We start from the raw sequence: 17,846 nt of genomic DNA, 5'->3' as shown, positions 1-17,846 counted from the left end.
GCTCACTTCGAGCGGCAGGCCCCCGGATCGACGGCGTCCGTCAGCGAGGCGGCCTGCTCGACCACGGGAGTGAGGACCGAGAGCGGGATGGCGTAGCCGACGTTGTCGACGGAGGCGGCCTTGCCGAAGACGACGCCCGACACGGTGCCCTCGAGAGAGAGCAGCGGGCCGCCCGAGTTGCCCTGGTTGACGACGGCGGCGAGGGTCAGCACCTCGCGTGAGGTCGGTGCTCCGTCGACCATCAGCGAGACCGTGGCGTCGGAGGAGATCTCGGCCGAGCCGAGGGTCAGCGGGCCGCCGAAGGGGTAGCCCGCGACCACCGCGTCGTCCCCGGCGGCGACGGCGTCGTCGAGCGGGAGCGGGGAGGCGTCGAGCCCGTCGACGGCGATCACGGCGAGGTCGGCGGCCGGGTCCAGGTAGACGACTCGGCCGGTGCGCGGGGCCTCGCCCGGCGCCTCGACGACCGGCTGCGAGACTCCGCCGACCACGTGCGCGTTGGTGATCACGCGGTCGTCCGAGACGACGAAGCCGCTGCCCGTCACTCCGACGTCACAGGCCCAGGCCGTGCCGGAGACGCGCACGACCGAGCGGGTGGCGGCGGCGACCTCCGGGTCGTCGGTCGAGACGTCCGGGATCGCGGGCGCCTGGGTGGGAGCGTCGAGCGCCTCGACGACCCACGACGTGCCCTCGTCGACCACGGTCGACTGCAGCTGGGCGAGGAAGGCGCGGACGGGGGAGGGGGTGAGGTCGTCGATCGTGCGGATGACCGTCGATCCGGCGACCGAGGTCGTGACGAGGGGGACGCCGAGGAGGGAGACGGCCGAGGTGACGGCGATCCAGACCAGGCCGGAGATCGCGACGCCGGCGACGCCGCCCGCGAGCCGGTCGAGCAGGCCGAGCTTCACGCGGTCGGCTCCGCGGCCGATGACCGCGCCGAGCGTCGCTCCGATCGCGTAGCCGACGCCCAGCAGCAGCACGGCGGTGCCGATCACGGCGAGCAGGCGCCACTCGCTGCCGGCCGCCCACGACGAGACGGCGGGCACGGCGAACGAGGCGCCGATCGCGCCCGCGACGATCCCGGCGAGACCGCCGAGGGTCCGGAGCAGACCGCGCCGCAGACCGTCGACGAGCGCGCCGATGAGGCTCAGCACGACGATGACGTCGACGATCACGGATGCACCCACGCGGAACTCCTGCCGGTGTCGGGGACGGGTCCTCCAGCATGACCGACGCGGGATGCGCGGACGCCCGGAGGCGGCTGGCAGTCCGCGGCGGCTGAGGTGCGCGGGACGGCGGCGGCGCGGGAGCCGGACGCCTCCGGGCGGGCGCTGCAGCCGAGCGGGCGGTGCCTCCTAGAAGAACGAGATGCAGTACGGCGTCGCGACCGGCGCGAACAGCCGGTCCATCCGCCCCGCCTCGCCCGTGACGCGCGCCAGCCCGGCCTTCGCCAGGATCGACGGCCGCACCGAGCCCAGCAGCAGCGAGCCCAGGTCGGCCACGTCCAGCGCGAGCTCAGCCTCGTCCCCGGTGCGCTCCACGGTGGCGGAGCCGCCCGAGGCGGTGAGGCGGTAGCGGCCGTCGGCGAGCCCGAGCCCGTCGGCCACCTCGACCACGACCGAGCCGTCAGCGGTCCACGGCCGGGCGGAGAATGCGGCGGCGACGTCGAGGATCCGCAGCCAGATCAGGTCGCCCACGTGGCTCACCTGCACCACGCGCGCGTCGCGGAGCGCCCAGGTCAGCGGATCGTCCACCGGCGCCATGTCCCAGGTCACCGCGGAGGCGAGGTCGACCGCGCCGAGGTAGCCCCAGAGCGCGAGGTAGGCGTCGGCGCCGGGGGCGACGAGGTCGACGATCTCGAGGGTCTTGTCGTCCTCGGGCCCGACCGCGCGGTAGGTCACGAAGCCGTCGAGCGTCCCCTCCTCGTCGAGGTGGACGGCCGAGCGGACGTCGAGGCCGGGCGTGGTCTCGCCGGACGCGGTGCCGACGGAGTTCGCCTCGTAGCGCGACTGCCGGGTGAGCGAGCCGGGGGTCGACGCCTGGAACGCGGCGAACACCGCGGGGATGCGCGGCTGCAGCCAGCTCGTCGCGACCACCTCGACGCGGCCGGCGGGCTCGGTCTGCAGGCCGAAGCGCGGTCCGGTGTCGACGCGGATCGAGCGGGTGAAGGCCGCGCGGCCGAAGCCGAACCGGCGGTAGATGGAGGCCTCGCTCGCCGTGAGCGCTGCGACCGGGGTGCCGGCCTCCTTCGCCAGGCGCAGGTCCTCGGTGATCATCGCGCGCAGGATGCCGCGGCGCCGGTGCGTGGGCCGCACGGTCACCTGCGACACCAGGTGCGCCGGCAGCTCGCGTCCGCCGCCGACCTGCAGGGCACCGGGGAACGCCGCGTAGGTGCCGACCGGCACGCCCGCGCCGTCGAGCCCCTCGGGGGCGGAGGAGTCGACGACCGCGGTGAGCACGCGCTGGTCGGCGACCATGTGCTCGGCCCAGTCGCGCAGCTTCTCCGGCGTGAACTCCTTCTCGTGGAAGCCCGCGTTGATCGCGGTGGCCCACGCGGCGGTGGCGGCGTCGGGACCGCCCTCGTCGTTCAGGGCGGCGGGGAAGCGGCGGAGGTCGAGACCGGTGAGAGGCATCCGTCCAGCCTATTCACCCGGGGTGCGCGGGGGCTGAACCGGTGCGCGAACGGTCACTGCGACGGGCGCGCCCGTAACGCGGACCGCCGTCAGAGCACGGTCCACCGCTTCTCGACCGCCGCGTCCACCGCCTCCGCGAGCTCGTCCAGCCGCCGGGAGTCGAGGCGCCCCGGGTCCGCGGCCGCCCGGATTCGCCCGCTCATCGCTGCGATCGCCGAGCGCCGCCGCGGCAGGGTCGCGGTGAACGCGCAGTCGCGCAGCAGCACCAGCAGCTCGCCCGCCCGGCCCTGCGCCTCCGCGAGGACCTCGAGCCGCCGCTCGAACGGCGACTCCGGGACCGTCACGCGCAGGAACCCGTCCGGATCCTGGAACGCCGCCGGCGGATCCGGGACCCGCGCGAGCAGCGCCAGTGCGGCGCCCAGTTCGTCCAGATCGCCCTCGTGCGCCAGCTCCCGCAGCCGGGAGTCCACGTCCTCGGCCGGCCCCGCCCCGAGCTCCACCGTCCGCAGCACGAGCGCGTCGAGCCGGCGCTCCTCCTCCTCGCCCGGGACCGACGGAGTCGCCGACCACCACGAGAGCACCGGAGTCGCGGCCACCGCGTGCTCGCCGATCCGCCGCTCCAGCGCGATCAGCAGGTCCTCCCGCGCGGCGAGCGCCACCAGCGCGTCCACGTCGAGGTGGAGCAGGGTGCCCGAGGCGGGCGGCGCCACCAGCCGGCGTCCGGAGGGAGGGACGGTCTCCGCCCGCGTCCTCGCCCCGGGTCCGCGCTCGCTCGCCCGCAGGATCTCCTCCTCGAGGGTCCGCCGGGGTCGTCGTCGTCCGCTTCCGCGCGCCATGCCGTCACGCTACCGTCGGCCGCATGACCCGGTTCCTCGCCCTCCTCCGCGGAGTGAACGTCAACGGCCGCACCGTCCGCAGCGCCGAGCTCGCCGAGACGGTCGCCGGGATCGGCGTGAACCGGGTGCGGACGGTCCTCGCGAGCGGCAACGCGGCCTTCGACTCCGATCGCCCGGCCGCCGAGCTGAAGCCCGCGCTCGAGGCGGCGCTCGCCGAGCGGTTCGGCTACGACGCCTGGATCGTGCTCGTGACGCAGGAGGCGCTCGCCGCGGTGCTCGCCGCCTATCCGTTCCCGCGGATCGACGAGGAGGCGCATCCGTACGTCGTCTTCGGCTCGGACGAGGAGGCGCTCGACGCCGCGCAGGCCGCGATCGGCGAGCCGGATCCGGCGGTCGAGCTCGTCGCCCGGGGCGCCGGTGTCCTCTACTGGCGCTGCCCGCGCGGCTCCTCGACGGACACTCCGGTCGCGAGGATCCTCGCCCGTTCCGCCTACCGCTCGAGCACCACGACCCGGAACCTGCGCACCGTCGAGAGGCTCGCGACGGCGTGACGTCCGCGGCCGTGGCAGGGCCGTCTCCGGGCTCCGCGAGCGGCACCTCGGGGCGCCTGCGACCTCGGGAGGCGAGGAATCGGGGCTGAGAGCACGCACATTCTTTGGTTAGGCTGTCCTTAGTGCCGGTCCACTCGGACCCTGCGCCGCCTCCCGCACAGCCTCTCGAAAGGGACCCATGCCCCGCGCCACCACGCCCCTCGCCCTGCTCGCCGCCACCGCGCTGACGATCGGCCTCGCCGGCTGCAGCGGCTCGGCCGCCGGAGACGACGCCGCCGCCGACAGCGGCTTCGCGCCGATCACGATCGAGCACGCTCTCGGCACCACCACCATCGAGTCGGCGCCCGAGCGCGTGGCGACCGTCAACTGGGCCAACCACGAGGTCCCGCTCGCGCTGGGCGTGGTCCCCGTGGGCATGGCCGCCGCCAACTTCGGCGACGACGACGGCGACGGGCTCCTCCCCTGGGTGAGCGAGAAGCTCGACGAGCTCGGCGCCGAGACCCCCGTCCTCTTCGACGAGACCGACGGCATCGACTTCGAGGCCGTCTCGGACACCGACCCGGACGTCATCCTCGCCGCCTACTCCGGCCTCACGCAGGAGGACTACGACACCCTGAGCGAGATCGCCCCCGTCGTCGCCTACCCCGAGACCGCCTGGGGCACCTCCTGGCGCGACATGATCACGCTGAACAGCGAGGCGATGGGCAGGGCCGACGAGGGCGCCGCGCTGATCACCGAGCTCGAGGGCGAGATCGAGGAGAAGGTCGCCGCGCACCCGCAGCTGGCCGGCACCTCGGCGATGTTCCTCACCCACGTCGACCCGACCGACCTCAGCCAGGTCAGCTTCTACACCTCGCACGACACCCGCCCCGCGTTCTTCGAGGACCTCGGCATGGCCACCCCGGGCAGCATCGCGACCGCCTCCGCCGCGACCGACAAGTTCTCGCTCACGCAGAGCGCCGAGCAGGCCGACGCCTTCAGCGACGTCGACGTGATCGTCACCTACGGCGACGACGAGCTCGTGAGCACACTCAAGGCCGACCCGCTGCTCTCGCAGATCCCCGCGGTCGCCGACGACGCCATCGTGCGCCTGCCCTCCACCCCGCTCGGCACCGCCGCCAACCCGACGCCGCTCTCGATCTCGTGGGTCCTCGACGACTACCTGGACCTGCTCGACGAGGCCGCCGCCAAGGCCGCGCAGAGCACTCCGGCCGCCTGAGCCGGGACCCGACCCGCGTGACCCTCGCCGCTCCTCCCGCCGCCTCGGGCGTCGCCGCCGTGCGCCGCCCGAGGCGGCTGCGCGCCCTCTGGCTGGTCGCGGCCGTGGCCGTGCTGCTCGCCGCCGCCGTGGTCTCGGTGCTGGTGGGGTCGCGGGAGGTGGCGTGGAGCGACGTGGTCGCCGCGTTCGGCGGGTCCACGGACGGGTTCGCGCAGGCCGCGGTCGCCAAGCGCATCCCGCGCACCGTGCTCGCCGCGATCGCGGGCGCGGCCCTCGGCGTCGCCGGCGTGCTGATGCAGGGGGTGACCCGCAATCCGCTGGCCGACCCCGGCATCCTCGGGGTGAACACCGGAGCCTCGCTCGCGGTCGTGACGGGCATCGTCTTCTTCGGGCTGACGAGCTCCGCCGCCTACGTCTGGGTCGCGATCGGCGGGGCCGCGGTCGCCGCGGTCTTCGTCTACACGGTCGGTTCGCTCGGGCGCGGCGGCGCGACTCCGCTCAAGCTCGCCCTGGCCGGCGCCGCCACCTCGGCCGCGCTCGTCTCGGTGATCAGCGCGATCGTCCTGCCGCGCGCCGACATCGCGGGCGGCATCCGCTCCTGGCAGATCGGCGGAGTGGGCGGCGCGACGTCCGCGAGCATCGCGCAGGTGCTCCCCTTCCTCCTGGCCGGCCTCGTCCTCTGCGTTCTCTCGGCCAAGAGCCTCAACACCCTCGCGCTCGGCGACGAGCTCGCGGCGGGCCTGGGGGAGCGGGTCGCCCTCGCGCGCGGCGGGGCCGCCCTGGGCGCGGTCGTGCTCTGCGGAGCGACGACCGCGGTCACGGGGCCCATCGGGTTCGTCGGCCTGGTCGTCCCGCACGCCTGCCGCCTCCTCGTCGGCGTCGACCACCGCTGGCTGCTGCCGTTCTCGGCGGTGACCGGCGCCGTGCTCCTGATCGCGGCGGACATCGTCGGCCGCGTCGTCGCGCGCCCGAGCGAGATCGACGTGGGCATCGTCACCGCGCTGGTCGGCGCCCCGGTGTTCATCGCGATCGTCCGCCGCCAGAAGGTGCGCGAGCTGTGACCGCGCTGCTCGAGGCGCCCTCCGCCACCGCCCGCGCCGTCGCGGCCGGCCGCCGCCGCCGCGGGGCCCGCCGCCGGGTCGTCGTCGCCGTCCTCGCGGTCCTGATCGCGGCCGTCCTCGCCGTCTCCCTGCTGGTCGGCCAGACCGTCTACTCGCCCGACGAGGTGCTGCGCGTGATCCTCGGCGAGCAGGTCCCCGGGGCGAGTTTCACCGTCGGGCGCCTCCGCCTCCCGCGCGCCGTGCTCGCCCTGCTGGTGGGCCTGTGCTTCGGGCTCGGCGGAGTGAGCTTCCAGACCATGCTCCGCAACCCGCTCGCCAGCCCCGACATCATCGGGATCAGCGCCGGGGCGAGCGCCGCCGCGGCCTTCGCCATCGTGACGCTCTCGCTCGGGGCCGCGCAGGTCTCGGCCCTCGCGATCGTCGCGGGACTCGTGGTCGCCCTGCTCGTCTACGCCCTGTCCTACCGCAGCGGAGTCGCCGGCACCCGGCTGATCCTGATCGGCATCGGGGTCGCCGCGATGCTCGACTCCCTCACCGCCTACGTGCTCTCGCAGGCCGCCGCGTGGGACCTGCAGGAGGCGTCCCGCTGGCTCACCGGGAGCCTCAACGGCGCGAGCTGGAGCGAGGTCGTGCCGGTCCTCGCCGCGGTCGTCGTCCTCACCCCCGTCCTGCTCTCGCGCTCGCGCGATCTCTCCGCCACGCAGTTCGGCGACGACACCGCCTCCGCGCTCGGCATCCGCGTGAACGCCACCCGCCTCGTCGTGATCGTCGCGGCGGTCGGGCTGATCGCCTTCGCGACCGCCGCCGCCGGCCCGATCGCGTTCGTGGCCTTCCTCTCCGGCCCGATCGCCGCCCGCCTGATCGGGCCCGGCGCGTCGCTCCTCATCCCCTCGGCCCTCGTCGGCGCGCTGCTCGTGCTCGTCGCCGACTTCGTCGGGCAGTTCGGGCTGGGCCTGCGCTACCCGGTCGGAGTGGTCACCGGCGTCCTCGGGGCGCCCTACCTCGTCTACCTCATCGTCCGCAGCAACAGAGCGGGAGGCTCACTGTGACCACCGCGCACACCCTGACGGCCGAGGGGGTCACCCTCGGCTACGGCGACCGGACCGTCGTCGACGGCCTCGACCTCGTCGTCCCGCCCGGCCGCATCACCGCGATCGTCGGAGCGAACGCCTGCGGCAAGTCGACGCTCCTGCGCTCGATGTCGCGCCTGCTCGCGCCCCGCTCCGGCGCCGTGCTGCTCGACGGCAGGGCCGTGCACCGGACGCCGGCGAAGCAGCTCGCCCGCACGCTCGGCCTTCTCCCGCAGTCGCCGATCGCCCCGGAGGGCATCACCGTCGCGGATCTCGTCGGCCGCGGCCGCCATCCGCACCAGGGGATGCTGAGCCGCTGGAGCGCCCACGACGACGAGGCCGTCGCGACCGCGCTCGACGCGACCGACACCGCCGCCCTGGCCGACCGCTCCGTCGACGAGCTCAGCGGCGGGCAGCGCCAGCGCGTCTGGATCGCGATGGCCCTCGCGCAGGAGACCGACGTGCTGCTGCTGGACGAGCCGACCACCTTCCTCGACGTCAGCCACCAGATCGAGGTGCTCGACCTGCTCGTCGACCTCAACCGCACCCGCGGGACGACGGTGGTGATGGTGCTGCACGACCTCAACATGGCCGCCCGCTACGCCGACCACCTCGTGGCCATCGCGCACGGCGCGGTGCACGCCTCCGGCACCCCGGCCGCGGTGCTCACCGAGGAGACGGTGCTCGCCGTGTTCGGCCTCGACAGCCGCATCATCACCGACCCGACCTCGGGCACCCCGCTGATGCTCCCCCTCGGGCGGCACCGCCTCGCCCCCGAGCGGATCGACGCCCCCGGCGGCGCGCAGATGACGGACGTGTAAACGGTTCCACACGGCGGCCGGGGGGCGTATACGATACCTGCAGTCCGCGGCGGACGACCGTCATCGGCGGAACCGCCGAACGCCTGCCCCCGATCAGAGGTCCTCCCCGCCGTGACTGCATCCCCGACGCGCCCCGACGCCTCCGCCCTCCGCGGCGTCCGCGCGCTCCTGTTCGACCTCGACGGCGTGCTCACGCCGACCGCCGACGTCCACATGCAGGCCTGGTCGCGGCTGTTCACGGAGTACCTCTCCTCGCGCGGGATCGCCGAGGGCTACACCGACGCCGACTACTTCCGGTACATCGACGGACGCCCGCGGTACGACGGCGTCCGGGCGCTCCTCGCCTCGCGCGGCATCACCCTCCCCGAGGGCGCGCCCGAGGACGACCCGTCGCTCGAGACCGTCTGCGGGCTCGGCAACCGCAAGAACGACGCCTTCAACCGCACCCTCGCCGAGACCGGCGTCGCTCCCTACCCGGGCTCGCTCCGCTTCGTCGACGCCGCGATCGCCGCGGGCGTGCAGGTCGCCGTCGTCACCTCCTCCCGCAACGGCGTGCCGGTGCTCGAGGCGGCCGGCCTCCGCGACCGCTTCGAGGTCGTCGTGGACGGGCTCCTCGCCGCCGAGCGCTCGATCGCCGGCAAGCCCGCGCCCGACACCTACCTCTACGCGGCCGAGCTCCTCGGCCTCCCGGCCGCCGAGTGCGCCGTCCTCGAGGACGCGCACTCCGGAGTCGCGGCAGGCCGCGCGGGAGGCTTCGGCCTCGTCGTCGGCGTCGACCGCGGAGTCGGGGCCGACACCCTGCTCGAGCACGGCGCCGACCTGGTCGTGGACGACCTGGCCGAGCTGCTCCCCTTCCTCCCTACCGCTCCCGCCCCCGAGGACGCCGCATGAACCCCATCACCTCCGACCCGCTCGACCGGAACCGCTTCCCGATCGACGAGTGGGCCCTCGTCGAGACCGAGTTCGCCTCCGAGCTGCAGGGCCGCACCGAGACGCTCTTCGCCACCGGCAACGGCTACCTCGGCCTCCGCGGCAACGTGGAGGAGGGGCGCGACGGCTACGCCTACGGCACCTTCATCAACGGGTTCCACGAGACCTGGCCGATCCGCCACGCGGAGGAGGCGTTCGGCTTCGCCCGCGTCGGCCAGACCATCGTCAACGTGCCGGACGCCAAGATCATCCGCCTCTACGTCGACGACGAGCCCTTCGTGCTGAGCGAGGCCGACGTCCTCGCCTACTCGCGCCGCCTCGACTTCGCGAACGGCGTGCTCACCCGCGAGCTGGAGTGGCGCACCCCCTCCGGCAAGCGCGTCCTGATCCGCTCGCGCCGCCTGGTCTCGTTCACCGACCGGCACCTCGCGATCCTCGACTACGAGGTCGAGATGCTCGACCACGACGCGTCCGTGCTGATCTCGAGCCAGATCCTCAACCGCCAGGACGGCGTGGACGAGTACCACGCCCCCTCCGGCAGCGAGGGCGCCGGCTTCGACCCGCGCAAGGCGGAGTCGTTCGAGGACCGCGTGCTCCAGCCGCGCCTCAAGCGCGTCAGCGGCACCCGCTACCTCCTCGGCTACCGGACCACCAACTCCCAGATGACCGTCGCCTGCGGCGCCGAGCACCAGCTCGAGACCGAGAACGAGTGGGACCAGACCTCCCAGATCGACGACGACCTCGCCAAGCACGTCTACCGCGTGAAGGCCAAGGCCGGCCGGCCGGTCCGCCTGGTCAAGACGCTGACCTACCACACCTCCCGCGGCGTGCCCGTGCGCGAGCTCGCCGACCGCTGCGACCGCACGCTCGACCGCGCCCGCGAGACGCCGGTCGAGGAGCAGTTCGTCAAGCAGCGCGAGTGGCTGGACGACTTCTGGACCCGCTCCGACGTGCAGCTGGACGGCCAGCCCGCGATCCAGCAGGCCACCCGCTGGAACCTCTTCCAGCTCGCCCAGTCCACCGCGCGCACCGACGGCGGCGGAGTCGCGGCGAAGGGCGTCTCGGGCTCCGGCTACGGCGGCCACTACTTCTGGGACACCGAGGTCTACGTCCTCCCGTTCCTCAGCTACACGGCGCCCCTCGTCGCCCGGAACGCCCTGCGCTTCCGGCAGAACATGCTCGAGGCCGCCCGCGCGCGCGCCTCCGAGCTCAACCAGCGCGGCGCGCTCTTCCCCTGGCGCACCATCAACGGTCAGGAGTCGTCGGCGTACTACGCCGCCGGCACCGCTCAGTACCACATCGACGCCGACATATCCTACGCGCTCATGCAGTACGTGGGTGCCACGGGCGACGACGACTTCCTCGCCCGCGGAGCGATCGACATCCTCGTCGAGACCGCGCGGATGTGGGCCGATCTGGGCTTCTGGCGCAGCAACGGCGACGATCACTTCCACATCCACGGAGTGACGGGGCCGGACGAGTACACGACCGTCGTCAACGACAACCTGTACACGAACGTCATGGCCCGGGCGAACCTCCGCTCGGCCGCCCGCGCCGTCGAGCTGCTGAAGGCCGTCGAGCCCGCCGCGTACGAGCGGATGGCCGACCGCCTCGCTCTCGACGAGGGCGAGGTGCTCGAGTGGGCGCGCGCCGCCGAGAAGATGCACATCCCCTTCGACGCGCGGGCGGGCATCCACCCGCAGGACGCGGCCTTCCTCGAGAAGGAGCTGTGGGACCTCGAGAACACCCCCGCGAGCAAGCGCCCGCTGCTGCTGCACTTCCACCCGCTGGTGATCTACCGCTTCCAGGTGCTCAAGCAGGCCGACGTCGTGCTCGCGCTGCTGCTGCAGGGCAACGAGTTCACCGCCGAGCAGAAGCGTGCCGACTTCGAGTACTACGACGCGCTGACCACCGGCGACTCGACCCTCTCGGCCGTCGTGCAGTCGATCATCGCCGCCGAGGTCGGCTACAGCGACCTGGCCCGCCACTACTTCCTGTCGGCGCTGTTCGTCGACCTCGCCGACCTGCACCGCAACACCGCGGACGGCATCCACGTCGCCTCGACGGGCGGCGTCTGGAGCGCCCTCGTCTACGGCTTCGGCGGGATGCGCGACCACGGCGGCCGGATCACGCTCGATCCGCGCCTTCCCGACGACTGGGACCGCCTCGCCTTCCGCATCACCCTCCACGGCACGCGCGTGCGCGTCGAGGTGACGCAGACCGAGGTCCTGCTGACGGTCGAGACCGGCGACTCCGCCGCGATCACCGTCCGCGACGAGCGCGTGCACGTCGCCGCCGGCAGCCCCGTGCGCGTCCCGCTCACGCACCAGGGCCGCCGCCTGCACGGCGCGCCGACCACGTCCGACATCGAGGGCACCCGCCGCTCCGACGGCACCGTGATCACCGCCTCGATCCCCACCATCTCGATGACCCCCGAGCCCGAGGTCCTGACCGGGCCCTGAGCGGCGCCGCGAACATCGCCCATCACGCACGAGACCCCCGGCCGGAACCGGGGGTCTCGTGCGTCGCGGGCGGGCGGAGCCGGCCGGATCGGATGCGTCAGGCGGAGGCGAGCAGCGAGCGCAGCGCCGACGTGAAGAACGTCAGCCCGTCCACACCCGAGCGCATCGCGGCGGCCGTGTCGGGCCCGAAGCCCTCCTCGACGGCGTGCTCCGGGTGCGGCATGAGCCCCACCACGTTGCCGCGGCGGTTGCTGATGCCGGCGATGTCGTTCATCGAGCCGTTCGGGTTGTGGCCGAGGTAGCGGACGACGACGCGTCCCTCCGCCTCGAGCTCGAGCAGCGTGTCGGCCGAGGCGATGTAGCCGCCCTCGCCGTTCTTCAGCGGGATCGTGATCTCCTGGCCGGGCTCGAAGCCGTTCGTCCAGGCGGTCTCGGTGCTCGCGACCATCAGGCGCTGGTCGCGGCAGACGAAGGATCCGATGTCGTTCGCGATCAGGCCGCCGGGCAGCAGGTGCGCCTCGGTGAGCATCTGGAAGCCGTTGCAGATGCCGAGGACCGGGGTCCCGGCGTTCGCCGCGTCGACGACCTCGCGCATGATCGGGGAGTGGGAGGCGATGGCGCCGCAGCGCAGGTAGTCGCCGTAGGAGAAGCCCCCCGGCAGGACGATCGCGTCGACGCCGTCGAGGTCGTGGTCGCCGTGCCACAGCGCGACCGGCTCCGCACCCGCGAACCGGACGGCGCGCTGGGCGTCGCGGTCGTCGAGCGAGCCGGGGAAGGTGATGACGCCGATCCTCATCGGGCGGCCTCCGCCGGGTAGTGGATCCCGACGACGTCCTCGATCACCGAGTTCGAGAGCATCTCGTCGGCGATGCGCTGCACCGAGGCGCGCACCTCGTCGGTCACCTCGTCGACGGTGATCTCGAAGCGCTTGCCCACCCGCACGCCGTGGAGGGCGGAGTGGCCCAGCCGCGCGAGCGCGCCGGCGACGGCCTTCCCCTGCGGGTCGAGCAGCTCGGCCTTGGGCATGACTTCAACGACGATCGTGGGCACCGTGTTCTCCGGAGTCTCGGGGGAGTGCGGTCTTCCGCGCGACCATCGTACCCGCGGGGGTCCCCGCGGTCGGCGGCGCTCAGGAGGTCGTGACGCGGATCGCGTTCGCCCAGGGGTCCTCGAAGGCGAGGGTGCGGCCGTCGTCGCGGGTGGCGACTCCGGAGCGGGCCAGCCGCTCGCCGAGCGCGCCGAGGTCGTCGGCGCCGGGCACCACGATCTCGACCTGTCCGAGGCCGAGGGCCTGCTGCCGGCGTCCGGCGCCCGCCGAGTTCCAGGTGTTCATCGCCATGTGGTGGTGGTAGCCGCCCGCCGAGACGAAGAGCGCCTGCCCGCCGTACGCGATCGTCGTCTCGAAGCCGAGCCGGTCGACGTAGAACTCCTTCGCGGTGGCGACGTCGCCCACGCTCAGGTGCACGTGGCCGACGGAGGCGCCGCCGAGGCGCGGCTGCGCGATCGACTCCTCGGTGAGGTGCTCCTGCAGGAACGCGTTCGGGTCGAGGAAGAGCGTGCTCATCTCGATCCGCCCGTGCGTCCACGACCACTGCGTGCGGTCGCGGTCCCAGTAGAGCTCGACGCCGTTGTGCTCGGGGTCGTCGAAGTAGAAGGCCTTGCTGACCAGGTGGTCGGAGCTGCCGGTGAACGAGCCGGGGTGCCGGCTCGCGACGCTGTACACGGCCGCGGCGAGCGCCGCCTCCGATTCGAAGAGGATCGCCGTGTGGAAGAGGCCGGCGCTGCGCGGCGAGGCGTGCACCAGCTCGGGCGCGTGCTGGAGGATCACGGCCGGCAATCCGCCGCGGCCGAGCACCGCGACCGGTCCGTCGTGCGAGAGCAGCTCGAGCGTCACGGCGTCGCGGTAGTAGGCGATCATCCCGTCGAGGTCGGCGACGCGGAGGGTCACCGCGCCCATCGCGGTGTCGGGAGCGAGCAGGTCGGGGGAGGAGATGGTCACGCGGAGACGCTACCCGCTTTTGGTTGAAGCTACAACCATTAAGAGGGGCGAGCGCTCATAGGAACCGCATAAGCAGCGTCCAGGCGACGCGGGGAGGCCGGGCGTGGAATGGGAACCGGTCGCCGTCAGGGGCGGCCCCGGCACGAGGACGACACCATGAACGAGCGACACGAATCCGACGAGCGAGAGCTCACCGACCAGCCCGCCATCACCGAGGCGACGGGCGCCGACGAGGTGCGCGCGCTGCGCGCGGACGACCGTCGTCGTCGTCGTCGGGCGCTGATCGCCGGCGGCCTCGGCCTCGCCGTGCTGATCGGAGTGACAGCAGGCGGAGTCGCCACCGCCGGCCGCACCGAGGCGGCCTCCTCCGCCTCGGCCGGCGCCGCCACGATCGTCTACCCCGGCGGCTCGCGGGGATCCTTCGGCGGCGGGTACGTGATCGTCCCCTCCTGGGGCGGATCGACGCAGGGCGGCTCCTCCGCGTACGGGTCGATGCAGGGCGGCTCCACCGCCTCCGAGCCGGCCACCGGCGCGACCGACGCCGTGGCCGCGAGCACCGCGCAGACCGCCGGCGTGGTCACGATCACCTCCGAGCTCACCTACCAGGGCGCCCGCTCGGCCGGCACCGGCATGATCCTCACCTCCGACGGCATGATCCTCACCAACAACCACGTCGTCGAGGGCGCCACCGCGATCTCGGTCACGGTGGAGTCGACGGGCCGCAGCTACACCGCCCGCGTCGTCGGCACCGACGCGACGAACGACGTCGCCGTCCTGCAGCTGGAGGACGCCTCCGGCCTCACCCCCGCCTCGCTCGACACGGACGGGGTCGCTGTGGGCGACACCGTGACCGCCGTCGGCAACGCGGGAGGGACGGGCGACCTGGTCGCCGCCACCGGCACGGTCACCGGTCTCGATCAGCAGATCACCACCCGCTCCGAGTCGGGGATCTCCGCCGAGACGCTGACCGGGCTGATCCAGACGGACGCAGACATCGTCTCCGGCGACTCCGGCGGCCCGCTCGTCGACTCCGCCGGCCGCGTCGTGGGGATGGACACCGCCGCCTCCAGCGGAACGGCCGACATCACCGGCTTCGCGATCCCGATCTCGAAGGCCCTGGACATCGTGGCCACCATCGAGGCGGGCGCCGACACGGCCACCGTCGAGATCGGCTATCCGGCCTTCCTCGGCGTCTCCCTCTCCTCCGGCACCGCGTCTCCGACTTCGCGCGCGCTCGCGACCACCGCGTCCGGCGCCGTGATCGGCGGAGTCGTCGAGGGCGGGCCGGCCGCGCAGGCGGGCCTCGAGGCGGGGGACGTCGTCACCGCGGTCGACGGGGTCGCCGTCGCCTCGGCCGATCAGCTGTCCGCCTCGCTCGCGCAGCGCGAGCCCGGGGAGTCGGTGACGATCTCGTGGACCGACTCCGCGGGCGCCGCCCGCTCCGCCCAGGTCGTGCTGGTCGAGGGTCCGGTCGCCTGATCGGAGCCTCCGCGTGGCCGCCGGAGCGTTCCCGGCCGTTCACCCGGGCGAGCGCGCCACGCCGCCCGTTGTTTTGATCCGCTCAAGACAACTCGGGTAGTGTCCTCGGCATGACGACAGTGGACGAGCGGCTCCGAGCCTCCGGGCTCAAGGTCACCGCCACCCGGCGCGCGGTGCTCCTCGCTCTCGAGGAGCACCCGCACTCCGGGGTCGACGCGGTCCTGGCCCGAGTGCGCGAGGGCCTCCCCGAGGCCTCGGCGCAGGCCGTCTACGGAGTGCTCTCGGCGTTCACCGACGCCGGGATCGTCCGCCGCATCGAGCCGGAGGGCCACCCCCGCCGGTTCGAGCTGCGGGTCGGCGACAACCACCACCACGTGGTGTGCCGGCGCTGCGGGGCCGTGGCCGACGTCGACTGCGTCGTCGGGGAGGCGCCGTGCCTGCAGCCGCAGACCGCGAGCGGCTTCGCCGTGGACACCGCCGACGTCACGTTCTGGGGCACCTGCCCCGACTGCCTGGCCCTCGCCCACTGACCGACATCCGCTACACCGCAGCGGCGGGCCCCGTGCCCCTCGCCGACAGGAGGAACATGACCGAGGAACGATTCACCACCACGAACTCCGGAGCACCGGTCGCGAGCGACGACCACTCGCTGAGCGTCGGAGCCGACGGACCCCTCGCGCTCCACGACCACTACCTCGTCGAGAAGCTGGCCCAGTTCAACCGCGAGCGCATCCCGGAGCGGGTCGTCCACGCCAAGGGCGGCGGAGCCTTCGGACGCTTCACCACCACCGCCGACGTCAGCGCCTACACGCGTGCCGCGCTCTTCCAGCCCGGAGTCGAGACCGAGATGCTCGCGCGGTTCTCCACGGTCGCCGGCGAGCAGGGCTCGCCCGACACCTGGCGCGACCCCCGCGGCTTCGCGCTGAAGTTCTACACGAGCGAGGGCAACTACGACCTCGTCGGCAACAACACCCCCGTCTTCTTCATCCGCGACGGCATCAAGTTCCCCGACTTCATCCGCTCGCAGAAGCGCCTGCCCGGCAGCCACCTGCGCGACCACGACATGCAGTGGGACTTCTGGACCCTCTCGCCCGAGTCGGCCCACCAGGTCACATGGCTCATGGGCGACCGCGGCCTCCCCTCCTCGTGGCGGCACATGGACGGCTTCGGCTCGCACACCTACCAGTGGATCAACGCCGCCGGCGAGCGCTTCTGGGTCAAGTACCACTTCAAGACCGACCAGGGCGTCGAGATCCTGAGCCAGGAGCAGGCCGACCAGATCGCCGGTGAGGACGCGGACTTCCACATCCGCGACCTGTCCTCCGCCATCGACCGCGGCGACTTCCCCTCGTGGACGCTGTCCGTGCAGGTCATGCCGTACGAGGACGCGAAGAGCTACCGGTTCAACCCGTTCGACCTCACCAAGGTCTGGCCCCACGCCGACTACCCGCTGATCGAGGTCGGCACCATGACGCTCGACCGGAACCCCGAGAACTACTTCGCGCAGATCGAGCAGGCGGCGTTCGCCCCCTCGAACTTCGTGCCCGGGATCGCGGCCAGCCCCGACAAGATGCTCCTCGCGCGCATCTTCAGCTACGCCGACGCGCACCGCTACCGCGTGGGGACCAACCACGCGCAGCTGCCGGTGAACGCGCCGAAGTCGCCCGTGCACTCGTACTCGAAGGACGGCCCGATGCGGTTCGACTTCCAGAAGTCCGAGGTGCCCGTCTACGCGCCGAACACGATGGGCGGCGCCCACGCCGATCCCGCCCGGGCGGCGGAGTCGGCCGGCTGGGAGACCGACGGCGAGCTGACGCGCTCCGCGGCGACCCTCCACCCGGAGGACGACGACTTCGGTCAGGCGGGGACGCTCTACCGCGAGGTCCTCGACGACGACGCGCGCGCCCGCCTGGTCGCGAACATCGCCGGCCACGTGTCGAAGGTCACCCGTCCGGAGCTGCGGCAGCGCGTGCTCCAGTACTGGGCGAACGTCGACTCGTCGCTCTCGCAGCGCGTCGCCGAGGCGCTCGAGCCCTCGGCTCCCGGTGCGGACGTCTCCCCCGAGGCGGTCGGCATCGGGGCCTAGTCCCGGCATCCCCTCGAGGAGCGCGCGGTACCGGAGCGATCCGGGTCGCGCGCTCCTCGTCGTTACCGGGGAGGGTCCTTCCACTCGGTGGAGTCGGATCCCGCGCGCGGGTGCCCGCCTCGGTCCGATGCAGCCGGCTCGGACCCCGGATCCGCCCGCGGAACCGGGCGCCGACGGGGAGGACCCCTGATCCCGACACGCCCGGGATGTGCGATTTCGGCCCGTCGTTTGACAGCACCGCGATCGCTGCGTAACTTATTCCGAGTCGCCACAAAGGCCGCAGGGAAACGGAAAGAGCAGCAGCTCCTACGTCCCGGCCTCAATCGGGACCATCCACTCGGCAAGACAGCTTTTCGGAGCAGGTCTGCCGCACGGATGTAAAGCCTTCGCAGGATTCCTCGGATCCAGCAACTTCGCCGCCCGGCGAAGGACTCAGGTCCTAAACCGAGCAACGTCGGAGCGCCTATGAGCGTGACGGCATCGCGAAGAAGCCGGATTTGACACGGCCTGCGGATGTGCTAAGTTATACAAGTTGCCACGGCGACAGGGTGAAAGAAACTTCACCTAGTCTACCGAGAAGACGCGTATGACGCAAGCAACAATATCTTCGATCACTTTCGTTGTGAAGCACCGTTCTGGTGTGGAGGCGGGATGTGTCCGATTCTTGAGAACTCAACAGCGTGCACTATGTTCAATGCCAAT

Annotated in this window: 16 protein-coding genes; 10 read left to right on the top strand and 6 right to left on the bottom strand. The window is 72.8% G+C overall.

Translation table 11 applies throughout. From position 1 onward, the window contains the following. Nucleotides 1-2: 2 nt before the first annotated feature. The 3 genes from C5C55_RS13560 to C5C55_RS13550 form a co-directional block, all read right to left on the bottom strand. Nucleotides 3-1,184 carry a MarP family serine protease gene (locus tag C5C55_RS13560; protein WP_258060556.1) on the bottom strand — a complete coding sequence of 394 codons (1,182 nt, stop codon included), beginning with the start codon at nt 1,182-1,184 and terminating at the stop codon, nt 3-5. 168 nt (nt 1,185-1,352) lie between these two features. After that, nucleotides 1,353-2,630, bottom strand: a complete 1,278-nt coding sequence (locus C5C55_RS13555) for a GNAT family N-acetyltransferase (protein WP_104234261.1) — start codon at nt 2,628-2,630, stop codon at nt 1,353-1,355. An 89-nt stretch (nt 2,631-2,719) separates the two neighbouring features. Continuing rightward, entirely contained in the window at nt 2,720-3,466 is a 747-nt protein-coding gene (locus tag C5C55_RS13550; protein ID WP_104234260.1) for a DUF2254 family protein, read from the bottom strand. A 23-nt stretch (nt 3,467-3,489) separates the two neighbouring features. Here C5C55_RS13550 and C5C55_RS13545 point away from each other — a divergent pair, with 23 nt between their 5' ends. The 7 genes from C5C55_RS13545 (at nt 3,490) to C5C55_RS13515 (ending at nt 11,580) form a co-directional block, all read left to right on the top strand. Continuing rightward, nucleotides 3,490-4,017 carry a DUF1697 domain-containing protein gene (locus tag C5C55_RS13545; RefSeq protein ID WP_104234259.1) on the top strand — a complete coding sequence of 176 codons (528 nt, stop codon included), beginning with the start codon at nt 3,490-3,492 and terminating at the stop codon, nt 4,015-4,017. Between the two features lie 178 nt (nt 4,018-4,195). Beyond that, entirely contained in the window at nt 4,196-5,236 is a 1,041-nt protein-coding gene (locus C5C55_RS13540; protein WP_104225683.1) for an iron-siderophore ABC transporter substrate-binding protein, read from the top strand. 17 nt (nt 5,237-5,253) lie between these two features. Then, the gene (locus C5C55_RS13535) at nt 5,254-6,297 is read left to right on the top strand and encodes an iron ABC transporter permease (RefSeq protein WP_104234258.1); all 1,044 of its coding nucleotides are present in this window, start codon (nt 5,254-5,256) and stop codon (nt 6,295-6,297) included. Then, nucleotides 6,294-7,346, top strand: coding sequence for an iron chelate uptake ABC transporter family permease subunit (locus tag C5C55_RS13530; protein ID WP_258072565.1), 1,053 nt, complete (start codon nt 6,294-6,296; stop codon nt 7,344-7,346). Before C5C55_RS13535 ends, C5C55_RS13530 begins: the two co-directional genes overlap by 4 nt. Beyond that, nucleotides 7,343-8,188: an ABC transporter ATP-binding protein gene (locus tag C5C55_RS13525; RefSeq protein WP_104222740.1), complete on the top strand. Its 846-nt coding sequence runs from the start codon at nt 7,343-7,345 to the stop codon at nt 8,186-8,188. The genes C5C55_RS13530 and C5C55_RS13525 overlap by 4 nt, the downstream gene beginning before the upstream one ends. A 111-nt stretch (nt 8,189-8,299) precedes the next feature. Further along, the gene (locus tag C5C55_RS13520; RefSeq protein WP_104222739.1) at nt 8,300-9,079 is read left to right on the top strand and encodes an HAD family phosphatase; all 780 of its coding nucleotides are present in this window, start codon (nt 8,300-8,302) and stop codon (nt 9,077-9,079) included. Then, nucleotides 9,076-11,580 carry a glycoside hydrolase family 65 protein gene (locus tag C5C55_RS13515; protein WP_104222738.1) on the top strand — a complete coding sequence of 835 codons (2,505 nt, stop codon included), beginning with the start codon at nt 9,076-9,078 and terminating at the stop codon, nt 11,578-11,580. The genes C5C55_RS13520 and C5C55_RS13515 overlap by 4 nt, the downstream gene beginning before the upstream one ends. A 97-nt stretch (nt 11,581-11,677) precedes the next feature. On the opposite strand, the gene purQ is transcribed toward C5C55_RS13515, so the two are convergent. The 3 genes from purQ to C5C55_RS13500 form a co-directional block, all read right to left on the bottom strand. Then, entirely contained in the window at nt 11,678-12,376 is a 699-nt protein-coding gene (gene purQ, locus C5C55_RS13510; protein ID WP_104234257.1) for a phosphoribosylformylglycinamidine synthase subunit PurQ, read from the bottom strand. Beyond that, nucleotides 12,373-12,630 carry a phosphoribosylformylglycinamidine synthase subunit PurS gene (purS, locus tag C5C55_RS13505; RefSeq protein ID WP_104222736.1) on the bottom strand — a complete coding sequence of 86 codons (258 nt, stop codon included), beginning with the start codon at nt 12,628-12,630 and terminating at the stop codon, nt 12,373-12,375. The genes purQ and purS overlap by 4 nt, the downstream gene beginning before the upstream one ends. Nucleotides 12,631-12,709: 79 nt before the next feature. Next, on the bottom strand, nt 12,710-13,537 hold the full coding sequence (locus C5C55_RS13500; RefSeq protein ID WP_104234288.1) for a VOC family protein: 828 nt from the start codon (nt 13,535-13,537) through the stop codon (nt 12,710-12,712). A 198-nt stretch (nt 13,538-13,735) separates the two neighbouring features. Here C5C55_RS13500 and C5C55_RS13495 point away from each other — a divergent pair, with 198 nt between their 5' ends. The 3 genes from C5C55_RS13495 (at nt 13,736) to C5C55_RS13485 (ending at nt 17,144) form a co-directional block, all read left to right on the top strand. Beyond that, nucleotides 13,736-15,058, top strand: coding sequence for a S1C family serine protease (locus tag C5C55_RS13495; RefSeq protein ID WP_258072564.1), 1,323 nt, complete (start codon nt 13,736-13,738; stop codon nt 15,056-15,058). A 110-nt stretch (nt 15,059-15,168) separates the two neighbouring features. Further along, on the top strand, nt 15,169-15,588 hold the full coding sequence (locus C5C55_RS13490; protein WP_104234256.1) for a Fur family transcriptional regulator: 420 nt from the start codon (nt 15,169-15,171) through the stop codon (nt 15,586-15,588). Nucleotides 15,589-15,644: 56 nt separating this feature from the next. Next, on the top strand, nt 15,645-17,144 hold the full coding sequence (locus tag C5C55_RS13485; protein WP_104234255.1) for a catalase: 1,500 nt from the start codon (nt 15,645-15,647) through the stop codon (nt 17,142-17,144). Nucleotides 17,145-17,846 lie beyond the last annotated feature (702 nt).

This window comes from Rathayibacter sp. AY1C2 (genome assembly GCF_002931195.1).
Taxonomy (GTDB): Bacteria; Actinomycetota; Actinomycetes; order Actinomycetales; family Microbacteriaceae; genus Rathayibacter.
This window is presented reverse-complemented; position numbering and strand designations above follow the sequence as displayed.